The sequence below is a fragment of the Streptomyces xanthophaeus genome, from assembly GCF_030440515.1.
Taxonomy (GTDB): Bacteria; Actinomycetota; Actinomycetes; order Streptomycetales; family Streptomycetaceae; genus Streptomyces; species Streptomyces kutzneri.
The window spans coordinates 7,623,296-7,642,213 of record NZ_CP076543.1 but is presented as its reverse complement, the minus strand read 5'-3'; the positions used below and the strand labels follow the sequence as shown (position 1 = coordinate 7,642,213).

Here is an 18,918-nt window from a genome sequence, read left to right as displayed (position 1 = left end):
GAGACACCTCGCAGCCCCCTCGGGCGCGCGGCGGTCGAGGGGAGGACGGATTGATGGATGAACACCAAGCGCGGGCACACTAACAGATGTTCAGTGGGGCGTATCCGTCCATACCCCTACGAATCCAAGGCTACGCAGGGCCCCCGGGCTCGAAGCCCGCGAGCATCTGTTCCAACGCCGCCTGGTCCGGCCCGGTGAAGGGATCGAGGCCCGGGACCGCGGCGATGGTGTCGATGAACTGCGTGGTCAGACCCACCGCGGGCGGCAGGTGCGTGCACAGGATGGTCTGCGGGTCCATCGAACGCAGCGGGTCCACGGTGGCCAGGAACCGGTCCGGGTCCACCGTCTGCACCCAGGGGCTGTCCACGCTCGCCCACAGCCGCTGGGCGGCCCTGAGGTCCTCGGCCGGCACCTGGCCGACGTCGGCGCTCGTGGCGATGTCCGCGCTGGGCACGGGGCCGCCGAAGCAGTCGGAACTGAAACAGGTCCGCGAACGGTCGTCGTAGAAGCCGACGGTGGCCGGGTTGTCGTACAGAGGGGGACGGAAGGCGTGCAGGGTCCGGTCGCCCACGTCCAGGCTCTGGCCCGGATTGAGGAAGTACACCCGGTCCATGGGCAGGGGCCGCTCCGTGGACATGATCCCGGCTCCCAGGAACGTGGTCACCAGCCGCGCCCCGGGTGCGGCTTCGAGCAGGGCGAAGAGGCCGCCCGTGTGGTCGCGGTCCGGGTGGGTCAGCCAGATCCACCGCACGTCGGCGGGATCGATCACCGAACCGAGCGTCTCGAGGAAGTCCCGGTCGGGCAGGCCGAGGCCGGTGTCGACGACCACCGGCTGCTCCGCGTGCAGGACGAAGGAGTTGATCGCGAGGTATCCGACGCCCGGAACCTCCAGGCAGTCGGCGAGGACGGTGGTGTCGGGTCCCGCCTTGTGCGTGCCCATGGCGATCTCCACAGCTGTGCGAGGTACGGCTCCTCCCTCCATCGTGGCGCCCCCCGCCGGTGCCCGCGCGCGGGAGGCGGCACGGACAGCGGCAGCGGTGCCGGTGCGACCGGCTCAGTTCGCGCAGTCCGTGTCCCGGGCCGGGCGGCGGCCGCTCGTGAGGAACTCGGTGACGGCGCGGTCGCCGCAGGCGTTGCCGTTGCCGAGGTACAGCCCGTGGCCGCCCTGCTCGACCGTCACCATCCGGGCCCGGTCGCCCAGCGCCTCGCGCATCTTCAGGCCCCCGGAGAGCGGGGTGGCCGGGTCCCGGCGGCTCTGGAGCATGAGGATGTTGGACGGACCGTCGTCGGTGATCCGGGTCGGCTTCTGCGTGGGGGTCTGCCAGAAGGAACAGGGCAGTACGTTCACCGGCATGCCGGCCGTGAGCGGGTACCGGGCGCGGTCGGCGTCCACGGCCCGCCGGTACGAGGCCATGGGCACGTCCGGCCACGCCACGTCGTTGCAGATCACGCTGACCATGAGCGCGGCGTCCTCGTTCCGGATGGGCGCGGCGAGCTCCTTGGGGAGCACCGGGATCCCCGCCGGGTCCTGCACCGTCCGCACGAGCCGGGCGAAGGAGGCGAAGGCGGCGTCGGCGTAGAGCGCGTTCTGGAGGGCCTGGCGCAGCCCGTTGCCGGTCAGCGGTACTCCGGGGGTCGTCGTCGCCCTCGGCTCGCGGTCCAGCCGGGCCGCGAGCGAGACGAGGAGCGGCTCCACCTCCTGCGCCGACGCGGCCAGTCGCAGGCCGTCGCGGTCCCGGTCGGGGTGGGTCGCCCAGGCCGCGAGGTCGGGGAGGCGGTCCGCCGCTCCCTGCGACATGTTCGCCAGCCAGCCGCGGGCGACCCGCTTCGGGTCGGGGTCGCCGCTGCTGTCGAGGACCCAGCGGTCGGTTTGCCTGGGGTACTTCTGCGCGTACACGGCGCCCACGTACGTCCCGTACGAGGTGCCCCAGGCGGAGAGCTTGCGCTCGCCGAGCGCGACGCGGAAGCGGTCCATGTCGCGGACCTGGTTGGCCGTGGTGAAACTGCGCAGCTCGGGGCCGCCGTTGCGGGCGCAGGCCTCGGCGATGCGCCGGGACCGGGCGATGTTCTCGGAGATGTCGCCGTCCGGGCCGGGCCAGGACCGCAGGCTGGTGAGGTACCGGTCCTCGGGGGCGAGGTCGCAGTCGGCGGTGGTGCTGGCGCCCACTCCGCGCGGATCGAAGGCGACGAGGTCATAGGCTCCGGCGAGCTCCCGTCGCAGGGCGTCGCCCTTCTGCGTCAGGCGCTGCACACCGGATCCGCCCGGTCCGCCGGGTATCACGATCAGCGTGCCGCGCCGGGCCTGGGGGCGGTCGCTGCGGATGCGGGAGACGGCGAGGGTGAGTTGTCGGCCGTCGGGGTCGTCGTAGTCGAGCGGGACGGGCAGCTCGGCGCACTCCTGGGCGGCGGGCGCGTCCGGGTGGGTGCAGCGGTGCCAGTCGAGCTGCGGGCCGGCGGTGGCGGGGCGGGCCACGGCCGGTGCGGCGGCCGCGGTCAGACCGGCTGCCACGGTGGCCGTGGCGAGGGCGAGGAGCAGGGCCTTGTGCGGGTAAGTCGTCATGGCGCAAGCCTTGTTGATCTCCGCTCGGGGTCCCATCCGGCTTGCCGGTCGGCCGCCGGTGGGGGTAACCCCCTGCTCCCTGATCCGGCCTGATCGGCAGGACGGCCTAGGGGGTGTCTTGTCGATCAGGCCGGATCAGGGAGCGGGGCCTGGTGCCGTGGATCGCAAGGCGGACGAGGGAGGCGACGCGGAGCGTCGCCGACCGAGGACAACGCGGCGAGGCGCGGCACCAGCCCCCGCGAGCCCGGCATGATCGGCAAGACACCCCCTAGGGCAGCGGCAAACCCCGGGCTGTGATCCAGAGTTCGTACCACTCCTCGTGCGTGAGTTCCGGCTCGCGCTGCGCCGCGTCGCGGCAGGCGCGGATCCGGTCGGGGCGCGCGCTGCCGATGACCGGCGCGATGGCGGCGGGGTGCCGCATCAGCCACCACAGCAGGACCGACTCGGGCGTGGTGTCCTTCTGCCGGGCCAGCTCGGCCAGCAGCTGCGCGGTGGCCCGCTCGGCGGGTGTCCCCTCGCGGCCGGTGAAGCGGCCCTGCGCCAGGGCGCCCCAGGCCTGGAGGCGGATGCCGTGGTCGCGGCAGTGCTCCAGCGTGCCGAACGGGAACCCGTTCTGCGCGGATTCCGGTGTGTTGAGGAGGACTCCCGCCTCGACCCAGGCACGGCTGTGCAGGCTCATCTCGAGCTGGTTGGCCGCCAGCGGTACGTCGAGCCGGGCCTGGAGGTGGGCGATCTGCGCGGCGCCCATGTTGGACACGCCGAAGGCCCGGACGAGGCCTTGGCGGTGCAGGGAGGTCAGCGCGGCGGCGATCGAGTCCACGTCCGCCAGCGGGTCGGGACGGTGCAGCAGCAGGACGTCGATCACATCGGTCCGCAGCCGGGTCAGGCTCTCCTCGACGCGCCGCGTGATGCTCTCCCCGCGCAGGTCGTACATCCCCGGGCGGTCCTTGTCGCCCAGCCGGATCCCGCACTTGGTCTGGAGGGTGATGCGCTCGCGCAGCCCCGGTGCGCGTGCGAGCACCTCGCCGAAGACGGCCTCGGCCTTCCCGTACCGGTAGATGTCGGCGTGGTCGAAGGTGGTGATCCCGATGTCGAGGGCGGCGGCGACGGCCGCTTCGGCGGCGTCGATGTCCGCGGTCCCGTACGGGTCGGGGTCCCAGCTCCCGCCCAGGCCCATGCACCCGTACAGCACTCGGTCGCCGCCGTGGTTCGTACTCGCGTTCGTCACCGTCCCACCCTATGGTGTCCCCGAGGTACGCCTCAGGGTTTCCGGCGGCGATGCGGAACGGCTCACACCGGGCCCGATGCACGGTCTGACCGGCCCATACCCAATGATGTCCGAATGCAGAGACACATGGAGACCGGGCGGTGGTCGCGGCGGCGGTCGCTCCGCCGCCGGTTCGGCCGCACGGCGGCGACCCTGAGCCTGTTGACCGCGGTGGCGTGCACGTCGGGGCAGACACCGGCTTCGGTCACGGGTGCCGGTGCGGGCGCCGGGAAGGCCGACGAGGTCTCCGTGGCCACCTGGAACATGTGCGGGGTGCGGCAGTGGAGCTGCGAGAAGACCGGGGGCCCGAAGGAGAAGCTCCAGCAGCTGCGCGACCTGATCGGTGACTCGGGCGTCCAGGTCCTGCTCCTGCAGGAGGTGTGCTCCGAGGACCTGCTCTCCTTCGCCCGCAGTCTCGGCCCGCAGTGGCATTCGGCCTTCGAACCGTACGCCGAGGTCGACTCGGCGGGCCGCCGTTCGCCCGTCGGCTGCACCGGGCAGGGTCGGGGCGAGGCGGGCTACGGCCTGCTGGCCGGCTCCCCGCTCACGGACGTGGAGGCGATACCGACCGAGCAGCCGACGGTGGGACTGCACCGAGGGGTCCTGTGCGCGCGGGTCCCGGCCCAGCGGGTGCGGGTGTGCAACGCGCACCTGTCGCTGCGGGAGAGCGACGACGAGCACCCGGACTGGGACTTCCGCGACGACCAGCTGAGCTCGCTGGTCGCCGCCGCGTCGACGGACGCGGCCACGGTCTTCGGCGGGGACTTCAACTCCCCGCCGCCGGTGGGCGACCGGAACACGTCCGCCTGGATCTGGCCGTCGGAGGCGTACACCACGTACCGCGAGTGCGACCAGAAGGGCAGCTCGAAGAAGGGACGCGCCACCCTCAAGGACGGCACGAAGATCGACTACCTGTTCACCCAGCTCCCCCGCACCGCCTGCGAGGTGGTGGACACCAAGGCGTCCGACCACCGGCCGCTGGTGATGCGGGTGACGCGGCCCGAGGACCCGGCCACGATCAGTACCGTGGGTTGAAGAACGCCCCCTGTGCGGGCACGGGGTAGGAGTTCATGACCAGGGTGAAGGGGACGGCCGTCCAGGGGGAGGCGTTGCCGACGGCGTCCACCGCGATGGCCTCGACGAAGTGGTCGCCCTGGTTCCAGGCCCAGCCGGGCTCCCACACCCAACTGCCGTCGGACCGCACCTCGCACGTCCCCAGGGCCGCTCCGCCCTCCTGGAAGTCCACGCGGACGGCGCCCGGGGCGTAGCCTGCGAAGCCGACGGCGGGGCCCGACAGCTGCTGGTGGGCGGCCGGGGCGGTCACCGACAGCACGAGGCGCTGCGCCGGCCTGGGCATCGGCGGGGGCGCGGGCTCGTACTCGGGCAGGGCCGCGGACGCGTTCTCCACGGCCGTGAAGACCACTTCGGTGCGTTCGGTCTGGTAATTGTTGGCGTCGGCGGCGAACAGCCTGACGACGTGCCTCCCCTTCGGCCAGGGGCTGCTGCGCTCCCAGACCCAGGTGCCGTCCGCGGCGACGGGCGCGGAGCCCTTGTGCTTGCCGTCCTGCCAGAAGCTGACGCGTACGGCGCCCACGGCGGTGCCGGTGAAACGGACCATGTTCGCGGGGACCCGCTCCTCCGTCGTCGGGGTCAGCACCACCGGCCGGGGGAAGGACTCGTCCTTCTGCACCAGGGAGGTCTGGGTCAGGTAGGCGTCGATGGCCGACGTGTCGCGCTGGGGCTCCTCGTAGCCGTTGCGGACCATGCCGAACCGGGGGGTGATGCCCTCGACGAGGAGGTTCAACAGCCCTATCAGGGTGGGGAGGTTGCGCAGGGTGACCTTCCCGTGGTCGGTGATGAGGGAAGAGTCGTTGTAGACGAAGTTGAAGTTCTCGTGTGCCTGGAAGAGCCTGACGAACGGCTCCACCTGGCTCGCGTACTGCTCGTCCTGGGGCGAGGTGACCAGGTAGATGTTGGCGGAGCGGTTCGCCCCGCTGTGCACCAGGTCGGGGAGGACCGAGTCGAGGACGCGTACGTTGTGCTCCGTCGCCTCGCCCATCATCACCCGGACCGCCTCGGGGTTGCCCTCCTTGACGCGGGTGCCGATCCGGAACTGCGGCACGCTGGCCACGATGTTCCGGAAGCCGTACTTCAGGCCGAAGAACAGGGCCGCGCTGCCGCCCTTGGAGCTGCCGAACATGGTCACTTGGTCCGGCGAGAGCGACAGGGCGCCCATGACGCGCGAGATGAGCCCGGCGACGGACTGCTCCAGGGAGAAGTCCATCCCCTTGCACAGGTAGTAGGTGTTCGCGCCGTCGAACAGGTCCCGGACCCACAGGATGTTGGAGCGGAGCAGGTCGAGCTTCCCGTTGGCCCAGCCGTACTCGTTGGTCGCGTAGCGGTTCGCGAAGACGACGACCAGATGGCGGTTGCCGTTGCGCGCGTGGGAGAACCGGTACTCGATCGGCACCGCCCCGGAGGAGTCCACGCCGGTGAAGACGCGGCGCGTGCTCTGGGCTGTCTTAGACATGCTCGGAATCCATTCTTCTCGCCGGCTGGCGCGGCACCTGACCGAGGGTGCCTCCGTTCCAGGGACCTGCCTGACCTGCCTGACCTGCCAGACCCGCTTCGCCCGGCGGACCCGCCTGACCCGCCTGACCCGCCGCGCGGCCGCGGACCGCTCCGACGGCCGGAGCCTGCGCCCGGGCGGGGTCGAGGTCCCCTCCGGCGATCAGGATGCGGTCGGTCAGCCTGGCCGAGGCGTAGCCGTCGTCGAGGTCACAGAATTCCTGCTGGAACCAGCGGTAGCGGGCGGCGTAGCCCTGCTGGATGCGGTCGATGTTGCGGATCGCCCCGATCAGCTCCGGGGAGGAGTACACGAGGGGGCCGGGGGCGGACTGCTCGAAGTCGAAGTAGAAGCCGCGCAGGGTGTCGCGGTAGTGGTCCAGGTCGTAGGTGAAGAAGAGGATCGGCCGCCCGGTGTTGACGAAGTCGAACATCAGGGAGGAGTAGTCCGTGATCATCACGTCCGCGATGAGCGAGAGGTCCGCCATGTCCGGGTAGTCGGACACGTCGAAGACGAAGCCGTCGCCGGCGCCCGGTACGGGGTCCACCACATTGGGGTGGCGCCGCACGAGCAGGACGTGGTCGTGGCCCAGCTGCGCCTTGGCCTCGTCGAGGTCGATGCGGAAGTCGAGCTTGTACTTCCCGGGTGCGTAGAACTGGTCGTCGCGCCAGGTCGGCGCGTACATGATGGCCTTCTTGCCCGGCGGCAGGCCGATGCGGCGGCGTACTTCGGCCGCCCGCTGTCCGGAGTCCGCGCGGCGCAGGATGTCGTTGCGGGGGTAGCCGCTCTCGACCATCTCGCCGGGGAACTGGAAGGCCCGCTTGAGGATCGGGGTGCTGAAGCTGTTCGGGGACACCAGCATGTCCCAGTTCTGCACCTCCTTCTCCACGCGCTCCAGGTACCGCTTGTCCGCGAAGTGCACGGCTTCGATGTCGTGTCCGATGCGCTTGAGCGGGGTGCCGTGCCAGGTCTGTACGACGACCTGTCCCTCGCGCTTCTCGAACCAGTCCGGCAGGTGGTTGTTGGCCACGACGTACTTCGCCCGGGCCATGGCCTCGTACCAGTCGGGGGACCACATGCGCACGGGCCGTGCGGTGGGGGGAACCTCCACCTGGTCGTCGCGCACCACCCACAGGTGTTCGAGGTCCAGGCCGCGGCGGACCATCTCCTCGTGCAGCGCGCGCGGGCTGTCCGAGTACTGGGTCCCCTTGAAGGCGTCGAAGAGCACGGCCTGGGTCACGGGCTTGCGGCGGGCCGCCGGATACGTCTTGGTGCGCATCAGCTTCTGCCGGTAGGGGCCGCGTGCCTCGTCCGGCATCGCCGAGTGGACCAGCAGCGAGAGCCGGTCGTAGGCCTCCGACTGCAGCTCGTAGCGGCGCTCGTCGCTGGTCATGTCCTGCGGCAGGGTGGGGATCAGATCCTGCGTCATCTTGACCATGAGGTCGCCGGAGCGGTTCTCCGGGGTGACCGCGGAGGGATCCTGGCGGCGCAGGAAGAAGTCCCAGCGGCCGGAGGCCAGCGGGATGTCGCCGGCCAGCGTGCGCATCGCGGCGGGGGTGACGACGAAGCGGAACTCGTCGCCGTACCAGGTGATCGGGGCGACGCGTTCCGCGCCGTGCGCGCGGGAGCGTACGACGACGTGCGCCATGGCGTACTCGGACGCGTCGAGCATGTCCTGTGCGGCGTAGCCGACGACGACCTCCAGCGAGCCGTCCTCGCGCCAGGTGGCGGACTTGGCCAGCGGCAGGGTGTCCCGTTCGAACAGGACCACGTAGCCGGAGCCGTTGCGGTGCACGAAGACCTCGCGGTCCCCGCCGTCGGTCTGCAGCCCGGTGGGCATCCGGTAGTGGCCGTCGGTGGCGTCCTCGGCCATGACGGGGTAGATGGCCGCCTTGCGTCCCTCGACGTGGAAGGTGGTCTTCCAGCCGTTGGCGCCGGTGTTCCAGGTCTCCGGGACGCCGTCCGAGGCGTTCGTGCGGTGTCCGGGGACGAGCGCCTTGACCGGTATGCGCGTGACGAAGAGGTACCAGCCCTCGCCGCCCGGCGTGAAGTGGACCCACGAGTCGTGGCGGCCGGCGCCGCTCATGCTGGTCACCCGGAACTTGGCCCACTCGGGGAGCTTGGGGCCGAGGTAGACCCCGCCGAGCTCGATGTGGTCACCGACCATGCGGTGCCGGGTGATGCGGCAACGGACCGTCTCGACGCGGAGCTTGAGCTTGCCCTGCAGGAAGAGCGGCACCACGCGGATGTTCTTGTCCACGTACCGGTAGGGCGGGTTGGAGGCGCTGCCCGCGCCGCCCCGGGCTATGCCCTTGTAACGGAACAGGCCGCGGCTCAGGACGCCCGCCGCGACGTCCCAAGTGCCCTCGACCCACTCCCCCTTGCGCTTGAGCCGGCTGGTGTCGAAGCTGACCTGGAAGCCGGACCAGTCGTAGCAATAGCGGTTCTGGTTCGAGTACTCGGTGGCCTGCGGGTAGTAGGTGGTCTTCGCCTTGGCGACGACCACGCGGCCCTGCTTCTTGTTGCGCAGCGCGATCGCCTTCATCGACATGTGCCGCTTGTGCACGTTGATGAAGCGGACGTACGCGGACCCCTCCAGGGTCAGGTGGTCGTCGTCGTCCCAGGCCGCCCGGTTCAGCGAGCCGTGGAGCGAGAGTTCCTTGTCGAGCCGGTAGGCGCTCTTGTCGAGGCCGATCGAACGGTCGCCGAGGTAGGGGTAGTTGAGGTAGCGGTGGAAGCGGCGCTGCACGGGCAGGGGCCCGCCCTTGCGCTCGAACTCGACGACGTCGAGCAGTTCTTTCAGTCGTCCCTCGCGCACCAGCAGCCACTTGACCCGGGCGTCGGCGGGAAGTTCCTGGATGATGTCCGCGTCGGCCTCGTCCAGGAATTCGTTCGCCCACTGCATGAAGGCGTCCTGGTACTCCTCGTCGGCGTCCGGCAGCACCTTCAGATGCAGCATCAGGTCCGACTTCAGGCAGGCCAGGTCGTACTTGCGCTTGTGGTCCGAGTAGGACCGCGCACGGTGGCCGGCGAGGAAGCGGCTGACGGACCGGACCGCGGCGACACGGTCCTGGAGGTTGCTGAACTCGGTGTGCCGCTGGGTGATGGAGGGGGCCGCGCCGCCCTCGCGCCTGCGCCAGAAGTAGACGATGTCCGTGAGGATGTCGACCTTGGCGGCCCGGAAGTGGGCGAACATGTTGACCCAGGAGTCCTCGTACATGACGCCCTCGGGGAACGCGATGTAGTGGTAGTCCCAGAAGGACCGACGGAACACCTTGTTCCACACGGTGCGGTCGTAGATGAGGTCCGGCAGCTTGGTGATGTGCGTGCCGCGCCTGCTCTTCTGCATGGGCGCCTTGTGCAGGGGGGACTGCCACCTCTTGGTGGAGTTCATCATCTGCACGTTGCCCGACACGAAATCGGAACCGGAGCCTTCGAGGGTCTGCACGAGCAGCTCGTAGGCGTACTCGGGTATGACGTCGTCGCCGTCGACGAACGCGAGGAACTCGGCTTGCGGATGAGCGGCTCGAATGCCGACGTTGCGGGCATGTCCGGGCCCCATCGACTCCTGGCGCAGGAGCTTGAACCTGGGGTCGCGGCGGGCGAAGTCGGCGGCTATGGCCGTCGAGGAGTCGGTCGAGCCGTCATCGACCATGATCACTTCGAGCGCCGAGAACGTCTGCCTGGCTATCGATTCCAGACATTCCTGGAGGTATATCTCAACATCCTGGAAGGGCACGACAACACTCAGGCGGGGCATACCTGCCACTCAGAAAGCTCCTCGATAGACACACTTCTCATGGCGCACCGGAAGTTGCCGGGGCACGCCGCCAGACCCGCCCCTGAATCCGGTCACCCACCGCTCCCCGAACACTCGACCCGCCCCACCGCAGTCGACCGCACACTTATACGACCTTGACAGCGTCTGCGCAGCGTAGGGCAATCACTTAATGGCGAGCAAGTATTCATGGGCGCCTCACACGCCCGAAGCTTCACGTTCGCGAATGAGCGGCAACCGCCCCCACCTGCAGGGCAGCCCAACTCCCGGTAGGCCCAGGGCATGGCACACGCAATCATTGCTCCGGCCGCCACAGCACGGGCGTTCAGGTGAGGTGGATCACCCCACCCGACACCACGGGCCGAAGGCGAGACCGGGGTCCGTCTGATCCTGCCGGGCGACCAGCAGCCCTCCGTCCATGTCGATCATCGCGATCGTGACCGAGCCGCGGGCGTCCTGCGAGATGGCCGGCAGGCCCGCGCACCGGTCCCCCACAGGGGCCCACCAAGTGCCGTACTGCTCACCCTCCGTCGGGTAGGCGGCGATTTCCGGGCAGCCCTCGGCCCCCCGCTGCAGCAGGACGGTGCAGTCGTACCCGCCGATGCGCGTACGGGCGACACCCACCGGACCGACCCCGCCCGCGCCGCCCAGCGGCATGAGCGCGGGCGCCGCGCCGGCGGGGGCCTGGGGGCGGTAGGCGATGACGCCGCCGTCCGCCGGGTGGCGCCAGAAGTAGGTGCCGCTTCCGGCGCCCGTCTCGCAGGAGCTGTACGTCCCCTCCACGGCATCGGCCTTCATGCGCCCGAGCCATCTGAAGTCGCTTCCCGGCACGTCCTGGCCCCAGTACGAGGCCCCGCCCCGGAAGGTGACCAGGAATTCGGCCCGGCCCTGGGCGGTCACGAGGGGAACGACGGCCCCGCGCACCCATTTGCCCTGATAGTCGGCCCAATTACCCCATACGCCATCGGCGCGCCGGGTCCGGCCGCGCGCTCCCACGCCGAACCGGGTGGTGAGGATGTGGAGCGCACCGGTGCCGTCGGGGAGCACGATCGGGTCTCCGGGCGGGGGCAGGGGCGCCCCCGACTCGGCCTCCGCCTGCTCCTGGGACTGCTCCGGCCCGCGCCCCTGCTCCCGCTTGCGTTCCGGGAACGGGTTGCCCACCGCGCGCCATTCGCCGAGCGGGCGGCCGGTCTGGTACTGGGTGGCGATGATCAGCTCGCGGCCGCCCGGCGCCCCGTCCCGGTGGCGGGTGCCTGCGAACCAGACGAACCCGTTGGAGTCCTGGGCGAGCGTGAACCGGCCCGCCCATCCTTCGACGGGGAACAGCTCGGGGCCCTGCCAGATGTCGGAGCCGGGCGCGGACTCGGTCCAGCGCACCAGGCCTTCGGAGCAGCTCGCGTAGGCGGTGAGCCGCCCGTCCCGTCCGAGCCGGAGCCAGCCCCGGGCCGCGCTCCCGCCGTCGGCCGCCGCGGCTATCTCGGAGCCCTGCACCGCGGGCGCGGCGGAGGTGGCACCTCGGTCCGCTTCCATACGTCCGCGTCGCGCCATGTCCTGCCCACACCTGCCCCAACTCGTACCTTTTGCCCGGCCTTACCCGGCGGACCGTTGGACAATTTACGGCAGTGGGCAACCGGCGGATGCCGGGGGCGGATGTCCCCGGCGGCCTCCGCTTCCGTGCAACCTAGCCTGATCCGCCCGCCTCCACCACCAGATGTCGATCACACCTCGGCACCGGTCGGGCCGTCGTCCGCGCGGCCGAAAAGTCGGGTACGGGTACTACGTGGGGAGTACGCCTGAAACGCTACGCCGGGGTGACGCGGGTGACGGCGGACGCCGTTTAGCGTGGCTGTATGGAAGAGCTGCGTGAGCGCCCGGGTCCCCCGTGGCGGCGGTGGGTGGAGCGGACCGGGCGGGGCCCGGCCTGGCGCTCGGCGCTTCTCGTGGCCGTCTTCGCGCAGATCGGCGCGGGGTGGGCCGCGCACGCGCAGAGCGGGCGGGTGGCACTGGACGGCTTCGCCCGGCTCCTGCTGCTGATCGGGCCCGCCCTGCTCGTGGTGCGGCACCGGTACCCGGTGGCCGTGGCGTACGGGGTCAGCGTCGTCACCCTCGTCTATGTGGGTGCCGGTTACCCGTACGGCCCGGTGTTCCTCAGTCTCGCCCTGGCCTGTTTCGCCGCCGTCGTCGCCGGACACCGCCGGGCCGCCTGGGGCGCCGTCGGCCTGTTCTGGGCCGGGCACCTGCTCATCGGGCACTGGCTCTACCGGTGGCTCCCGCCCGCCGGGAACGGCCCGACGTCCTGGGCGCAGGAGGTGGGCGTCACCGCATGGGTGCTCGCGGTGCTCGCCGTCGCGGAGCTGGTGCGCGTACGCCGGGAGCAATGGGCCCGGGAACGGGCCGAGCGGGCGGCGGCCGAGAGACGCCGGGTGGACGAGGAGCGGCTGCGGATCGCGCGGGAACTGCACGACGTCCTCGCCCACAGCATCTCGGTGATCAACGTCCAGGCGGGCGTCGGGCTGGCCCTGCTCGACTCCGATCCCGAGCAGGCCCGTACGGCGCTCGCCACCATCAAGGCGGCGAGCAAGGAGGCGCTGGGCGAGGTCCGGCAGGTCCTCGACACCCTGCGCTCCCCCGGCGAGGCACCGCGCTCCCCCGCGCCCGGTCTGGACCGCCTTCCCGAGCTCGTGGAGCAGGCCGCGGCGGCCGGGCTGACCGTGGAGGTCTCGGCCGAGGGGGAGGCCAGGGTGCTGCCCCCCGGCGTGGATCTCGCCGCCTTCCGCATCCTGCAGGAGGCACTGACCAATGTGATGCGCCACTCCGGGTCGCGCACCGCCCGTATCCGCCTCACCTGGCAGCCGCACGCCCTCGAACTACGGGTGGACGACGACGGCCCGGCCACGGGCGGCACCCCGGGCGGAAGCGGCAACGGGCTCGTCGGGATGCGCGAGCGCGCCTCGGCCCTGGGCGGCACCGTCGAGGCCGGCCCACGACCGGACGGCGGCTTCCGGGTGATCGCCGTGCTCCCGCCGAAGGCCGACGCGTTCGAGGAGGACCTGTGATCCGCGTACTGCTCGCCGACGACCAACTGCTCGTCCGGGCCGGGTTCCGGGCGCTGCTCGACGCCCAGCCCGACATCGAGGTGGCGGGCGAGGCCGCCGACGGCGACGAGGCCGTACGGCTGGTCCGGGAACTGCGCCCCGACGTCGTGCTCATGGACATCCGGATGCCGGTGCTGGACGGACTCGCCGCGACCCGCCGGATCGGCGAGGACGGGTCCCTGGCCGCCGTGCGGGTGGTCATGCTCACCACCTTCGAGCTCGACGAGTACGTCTTCGAGGCGATCCGGTCGGGCGCCTCCGGCTTCCTGGTCAAGGACACCGAGCCGGAGGAACTGCTGCGGGCGGTCCGGGCGGTGGTCGCGGGCGACGCCCTCCTGTCCCCCGGTGTCACCCGGCGGCTGATCGCGGAGTTCGCGGCCCGCTCGAAACAGCCCGCCACGGCGGCCGGGCTGGGCCGGCTCACCGACCGGGAACGGGAGGTGATGGCCCTGGTGGGCATGGGCCTGTCCAACGAGGAGATCGCCCGCCGCCTGGTCGTCAGCCCCCTCACCGCGAAGACGCACGTCAGCCGCACCATGGTGAAGCTGGGCGCCCGCGACCGCGCCCAGCTGGTCGTCCTCGCCTACGAATCCGGCCTGGTCCGCCCCGGATGGCTCGGCTGAACGTTCGCCGTGTTGGCCATGTCGTGGTCAAGTAGGGTCAAGTCCGTGGAGATCTCACATCGGCCCGCCGTGCGGGTGATCTGCCTGGACGCCGCCCAGCGCCTGCTCCTGCTCAAGTGGCGTGATCCGTTCGACGGCGTGATGCTCTGGGAGCCGCCCGGCGGCGGTATCGAACCGGGTGAGACACCGCTGATCGCGGCCCGGCGGGAACTGGTGGAGGAGACCGGCCTGGACCCCGCTGCGGTCAGTGACCGGTCGGTGCCGGTCCAACGGGACATCCGGTGGAACGGGAAGCACTATGCCGGGCCGGAGGATTTCTTCGTGGCCCATTTCGCCGGGGAACGGCCGACGTTGAGTCCCGCCGGCCTCCTCCCCGGCGAACAGGCCATCTTCCACGGGCACGCCTGGGTCAAGTGGTCCGACCTCGACACGCTGCCGGATCGGATCGAGCCGCCGTCCTTGCTGTCCGTTCTCGCCACCCTGGTGCCGGACGGCCCTTGGCGCGACCCGACGCGTTGAGCGCGCCACGCGTCAGGGACGACGGGGCCCGGTGAGGGCGGTCTGCTCGTCCGGCCCCTGCAGGTGTCACCGGCCGGTCGTCACATCTGCCCCGGTGGCAGGTGGTGGTGTCCCAGCGACAGGAGCGGCACGGTGTTTCCGTTGAAGTACCACAGCGCGCTCGTGTACCAGAGGACCACCACCACGACCACCAGCGCGCCACCCGCCAGCGGCAGGGCCCAGCCCGGCAGGCGCCGGCTCCGCACCAGCAGGACCTTGGCGGCGAAGGCTCCGTAGAAGAAGCAGCCGGCGATCGAGTGCAGTGCCGCACGCGAACCGTTCAGCTGGACGCCGTACGCCTGGATGCAGTGCACCGTGACCGGGACCGTGAGGGCGAACAGGAGCACCCCGACGATCCGGTGGGTGAGCGGCACCGGGCCCGGCACCCGGCGCACCCCGGGCAGCCGGCCGTACATCCACAGCGCCAGCAGCAGCTGGAGGACGGCCAGCACCAGGACGCCGGTGGCGAGCTGTGCCTTGAGCCGCACGGCATCGATGTCCGCCTGGCCGAACAGTGTCACGGTGTAGTCCGGCGTGTTCGCCCGGCCGAACAGGAAGACGGCGACGAAGACCGCGGCGGCAGCCGCGAACGCCAGTGCCAGGGCGAGCCCGGCTTCCGGGCGGCGCAGAGCGGGCCGGTCGTGCGACATGGTGCTCCTCGTCTCGCAACCCTGAGTGTTTGCGGTTCGCCATCCCTTGTACTCGCCCGGTGCGGAAGATGGCGGCCGACGCGGCCGTAGCGAGCCCGACTCCTCGTCGGTGTGCCGGGCGTCAGCAGACCGAGCGGTAGGGCAGGTCGGGCACGTTCTGCTCCCATTGCGCGGGGGTGAGGTCCCAGCCGACCCGCTCGCACAGCGCCCGCGCCACGTTCTCCGGTGCGAGATCGACGACGCGGTGCGGGTGCTTCGAGGACGAGACGTGCAGGCGCCCCCGGGAGTCGAAGGCGAGGGCCCGCAGCAGTCCGGCGGACCCGCGCAGCGGATCGCCGAGCCGGCGCCGGGCGGGTACGTCCCACAGCTGGACCCGGCTGTCGCCGACGATCGCGGCCAGCGTCCTGCCGTCGCGGGAGAACCGCAGCCCCGCCACCCGCCCGCCGAAGTCGTCGCCGCGCGTGGCCGCCGTACTCGACAGGCCTCCCAGGCGGCGGCGTCCGTCACCGTCCCACAGCGTGACCGTGCCCTGCAGCAGGCTCACCGCCAGCACCGATCCGTCGTCGCTGAACTCCAGGTCCTGGATGACACCGGGGCCGAGGACACCGCGCTCGACGGCCCGGGTGGCGAGGTCCACGCGCTCCCCCGCGGAGGTGACCAGGAGGGAGCCGTCGGGGCTGATCGCGAGGTTGGCCGCGCCGGCGTCGGCGATCTCGTACTCCTTGCGGCCGGACCCGATGTCCCACATCTGCAGGGCGTGCCTGACGCGGCCGGGCCCGTCCTGTTCGGTGACCGCGACGGCCAGCCTGGCGCCGTCGGGGGTGAACGCGAACCCCCTGATGGAGAGGACGGGTTCGGGCAGGGTGAGCTCGGTGCGCAGGCGGTTCTCGCGGGTGTCCCACACCGTCACCCGCTGCTTGCGGTCCTCGTGCCAGGAGGCCGTGGCGAGGAGCCCCCCGTCGCGGGAGTAGGCGGACGAACCGTCGTCGTCCTCGTCGTAGGAGTCCGGGATGGCCGGCATGACGGGGTGGTGCGGCAGCCTGCGTTCCTGGCCGTCGGCGGTGCTCCACAGCCGGAAGCGGTCCTCCGCGTCGCTGTCCGTGGCTCCCACGGTCGCGAGTGTTGCCGCGTCCGGGGCGAAGACCGCCTCGGGGACGTTCGCCTTGGCGGCCGCGTCCTGGAGTCCGTACGTCAGGTCCAGGGAACGGACCTGGCGGTCCCTGGCCACGTACCGCAGCAGGCGGCTGTCCGCGTCGAAGGCGACGGACAGGTTCATGGCCCGGCCGTCCGTGTCCAGCCGGGGATAGCCGAGCAGGACGGACGAGGTCGAGGTCCCGCTGTCGGCCCACACCTTCAGCTGGGTTCCGGTGATCTCCACGGCGAGCGCGCCGTCCGGGCTGAGGGCCGCCACCGAATCCGCGCCGAACTCGCGTACGACGGTGCGGGAGGACACGTCCCACAGGGTGGAGGTGCGGCCGGTTCCGGTGTGGATCAGGCGCTTGCCGTCCGTGCTGAAGGCCAGGCTCTGGCCGGTCTCACAGGTGATCGTGGGATACGGGGACTCCCGGCGCAGTTCGGCCGTCCGCCCGGTGGCCGTCGAGTACAGCTGAACGGGCCGGCCCGGCGGGCAGTAGGCGTAGGTCGCACCGTCCGGGGACAGGGCGACGGTGCTGCTCACCGGTGTGCGCAGCGCCGCCCGGCCGGAGCGGCCGTCCACGAGGACCACCTCGTCGGGAGGGGTGGTGCTGATCGCGACCCAGGCGGCCTCCCGGGCCATCGCGAGGACCTTGGGCGTCGGGCTGTCCGGCACGAGCAGCGGGCCGGCCTTGCCGGTTCTGAGGTCGATCAGCTGGACCCCGTGGCCCATCGGCTGCGCGGCGAAGGACCCTGCGGGGTCCACGGCGGCCGGCAGGTCGGGGGTGCCCGCGGGCAGTTCGGCCCGGCCCGTGCGCTTGCCGCTGACCACGTCCCAGATCTCCACGCTCGTCTGGGCAGCGAGCACGGCCAGGGTCCGGCCGTCGAGCAGGAAGTCCGCGTGGTCGTCGTAGTAGCCGGTCGAGACCTGGGCGAGGTTGTTGGCGACGCCCCGCTCGTCCTGGCCCAGGGATCCGTACAGGGCGGCCCGCGCGTCGTCGACCGGGGCGGTCCGCCAGGCCGCGACGCTCAGCAGGGCGGCCATTTCGGGGTCCGAGGTACGCAGGCTCTCGGCGATGGAGGCCATCGTCCGGGCGGACGCCTGGCGTGCCCGTTCGTCGCTGACGCCCTTCTGCTGCCAGGCGACCAGGCCCGCCACGAGCGCGAGGGACAGCAGGGCCGCCGCTCCCGCGCGCAGCCGCCGGGTACGCCTCCGGCGCGCCGCGGCCGCCTGGCGGCACGCCTCCAGGAACGCGCCCTCCAGCCGGCTCGCGCGGTGCCAGCCGGGCGCCCCGGCGACGCAGGCGCGTGCCGCCTCGGGGGCGTTGCCGGCCGGGAGGTCCTCGGCCCGCCGCCCGTGCCCGTCCCAGTGCCCGGCGGCCGCGGTGAGCCAGCGCAGCAGGAGCAGCGCTTCGCGGTCGCGGTCCACCCAGTCGCGCAACCGTGGCCAGGCACGCAGCAGGCCGAGGGAGGCGAGGCGTGCGGTGTCGTCCTCCAGGACGAGGAGCCGGGCGACGGCGAGGGAGTCGAACGCCTCACGCAGCGCCCTGCGTTCCTCGTACGGGCGGCCGTCGAACCACTCCGCGGTGGCGGCGGTGCGGAGGGTGTCCTGGGAGCCGTCGGCAGCGGCGCCGGGGACGATCAGGCGGAGCGTGATCTCCCGTACGGCCTGCCGGACCGGTTCCGGCAAGCGTTCGTACGCCGTCTCCGCGGCGGCGCCGAGGGCCGGCTCGGGCGCGTCGGCGGTGGCGTCGCGCAGGCGCCCGGCGTTGTCCCGCCCGGCGGCGAGCAGCGCCGCGTCGGCCGCATCGGCCGCGTCGGCCGGGCCGCCCAGCATCCTGAGCAGGAGCCCGGTGGCGGTGGGGCGGTCCGCCGGTGCCTTGGCCAGGGCCTCGCCGACCAGTTCGCGCAGCGCGGGCGGCAAGGGGGTGAGGTCCGGGTGGTGTTCGGTGACCCGTACGACGATCTCTCCGATGTTCTCGCCGCGGAAAGGGTCGCGTCCGGTGGCCGCGAACAGCATCACCGCTCCCCAGGCGAAGACGTCGGCGGCGCCGTCGGCGCGGCGCCCGGTGAGCACCTCGGGGGCCATGTAGCCCGGTGTGCCCATCAGATGTCCGGTGGCGGTGAGCGACATGTCCGCGGTGCGGGCGATGCCGAAGTCGATGACGCGGGGGCCGTCGGGGCCGAGGAGGATGTTGTCCGGTTTGAGGTCGCGGTGGACGACACCCGCACGGTGGATGGCGGCCAGGGCGGTGGCGGCCCCGGTGGCCAGCCGCACCAGCGCGTCGCCGGTGAGGGGGCCCGAGTCGCGGACCGCTTTGCGCAGATCCCGGCCGGGAACGAACTCGCTGACGATGAAGGGTCGTTCGCCGTCGGTTCCGCTCTCCAGGATCCGTGCGGTACAGAAGGACTCCACGCGCTGCGCGGCGAGCACCTCCTTGGCGAACCGGCCCGCGATCTCGGGGCGGGCCACGAGCTCCGGGCGCAGCACCTTGACGGCGACGCGCTGCCCGGCCTCGTCGTAGCCCTCGTACACCGTCCCCTGGCCTCCCGCGCCGAGCCGGGCGGCGAGCCAGTATCCGGCGATCCGTTCCGGATCCTCGGTGGTGAGTAACTCGACCATTCTTCCCCCTGGTTCATCGTCCCCCGGATGCGCGCGCGGAGGGTACCAAGCGGGTGCGGCGACC

General features: G+C 71.7%; 12 protein-coding genes. 4 read left to right on the top strand and 8 right to left on the bottom strand.

The window, feature by feature from the left end:
- Positions 1–130 precede the first annotated feature (130 nt).
- From KO717_RS34175 to KO717_RS34165, 3 genes are all read right to left on the bottom strand, one after another.
- Positions 131–940, bottom strand: a complete 810-nt coding sequence (locus tag KO717_RS34175; RefSeq protein WP_301373384.1) for an MBL fold metallo-hydrolase — start codon at positions 938–940, stop codon at positions 131–133.
- 114 nt (positions 941–1,054) lie between these two features.
- Complete coding sequence (locus KO717_RS34170) at positions 1,055–2,560, bottom strand: alpha/beta hydrolase (RefSeq protein WP_301373382.1); 1,506 nt, start codon at positions 2,558–2,560, stop codon at positions 1,055–1,057.
- Between the two features lie 268 nt (positions 2,561–2,828).
- Positions 2,829–3,788 carry an aldo/keto reductase gene (locus tag KO717_RS34165; protein WP_301373380.1) on the bottom strand — a complete coding sequence of 320 codons (960 nt, stop codon included), beginning with the start codon at positions 3,786–3,788 and terminating at the stop codon, positions 2,829–2,831.
- A 114-nt stretch (positions 3,789–3,902) separates the two neighbouring features.
- Here KO717_RS34165 and KO717_RS34160 point away from each other — a divergent pair, with 114 nt between their 5' ends.
- On the top strand, positions 3,903–4,862 hold the full coding sequence (locus KO717_RS34160) for an endonuclease/exonuclease/phosphatase family protein (protein ID WP_301373378.1): 960 nt from the start codon (positions 3,903–3,905) through the stop codon (positions 4,860–4,862).
- On the opposite strand, the gene KO717_RS34155 is transcribed toward KO717_RS34160, so the two are convergent.
- The 3 genes from KO717_RS34155 to KO717_RS34145 all read right to left on the bottom strand — a co-directional run bounded on the left by KO717_RS34155 (position 4,846) and on the right by KO717_RS34145 (position 11,719).
- The gene (locus KO717_RS34155) at positions 4,846–6,357 is read right to left on the bottom strand and encodes a hypothetical protein (protein WP_301373376.1); all 1,512 of its coding nucleotides are present in this window, start codon (positions 6,355–6,357) and stop codon (positions 4,846–4,848) included. The two genes, KO717_RS34160 and KO717_RS34155, sit on opposite strands and share 17 nt — an antisense overlap.
- On the bottom strand, positions 6,350–10,153 hold the full coding sequence (locus KO717_RS34150) for a CDP-glycerol glycerophosphotransferase family protein (protein WP_301374932.1): 3,804 nt from the start codon (positions 10,151–10,153) through the stop codon (positions 6,350–6,352). The genes KO717_RS34155 and KO717_RS34150 overlap by 8 nt, the downstream gene beginning before the upstream one ends.
- Positions 10,154–10,510: 357 nt before the next feature.
- Positions 10,511–11,719 carry a hypothetical protein gene (locus tag KO717_RS34145; protein ID WP_301373374.1) on the bottom strand — a complete coding sequence of 403 codons (1,209 nt, stop codon included), beginning with the start codon at positions 11,717–11,719 and terminating at the stop codon, positions 10,511–10,513.
- 302 nt (positions 11,720–12,021) lie between these two features.
- Here KO717_RS34145 and KO717_RS34140 point away from each other — a divergent pair, with 302 nt between their 5' ends.
- From KO717_RS34140 to KO717_RS34130, 3 genes are read left to right on the top strand one after another with little or no spacing between them, the layout of a single operon-like run.
- The gene (locus KO717_RS34140; protein WP_301373372.1) at positions 12,022–13,227 is read left to right on the top strand and encodes a sensor histidine kinase; all 1,206 of its coding nucleotides are present in this window, start codon (positions 12,022–12,024) and stop codon (positions 13,225–13,227) included.
- On the top strand, positions 13,224–13,889 hold the full coding sequence (locus KO717_RS34135; RefSeq protein ID WP_301373371.1) for a response regulator: 666 nt from the start codon (positions 13,224–13,226) through the stop codon (positions 13,887–13,889). Before KO717_RS34140 ends, KO717_RS34135 begins: the two co-directional genes overlap by 4 nt.
- A gap of 45 nt (positions 13,890–13,934) precedes the next feature.
- Positions 13,935–14,408, top strand: coding sequence for an NUDIX hydrolase (locus tag KO717_RS34130; RefSeq protein WP_301373369.1), 474 nt, complete (start codon positions 13,935–13,937; stop codon positions 14,406–14,408).
- Positions 14,409–14,488: 80 nt separating this feature from the next.
- Here KO717_RS34130 and KO717_RS34125 read toward each other — a convergent pair whose 3' ends face one another.
- Together KO717_RS34125 and KO717_RS34120 are read right to left on the bottom strand one after the other, a co-directional pair.
- Positions 14,489–15,097 (bottom strand): DUF6529 family protein, encoded by a 609-nt coding sequence (locus tag KO717_RS34125; RefSeq protein WP_301373367.1) that lies wholly within the window; start codon positions 15,095–15,097, stop codon positions 14,489–14,491.
- A gap of 121 nt (positions 15,098–15,218) precedes the next feature.
- Positions 15,219–18,854, bottom strand: coding sequence for a WD40 repeat domain-containing serine/threonine protein kinase (locus KO717_RS34120; RefSeq protein ID WP_301373366.1), 3,636 nt, complete (start codon positions 18,852–18,854; stop codon positions 15,219–15,221).
- Between the last annotated feature and the right edge of the window lie 64 nt (positions 18,855–18,918).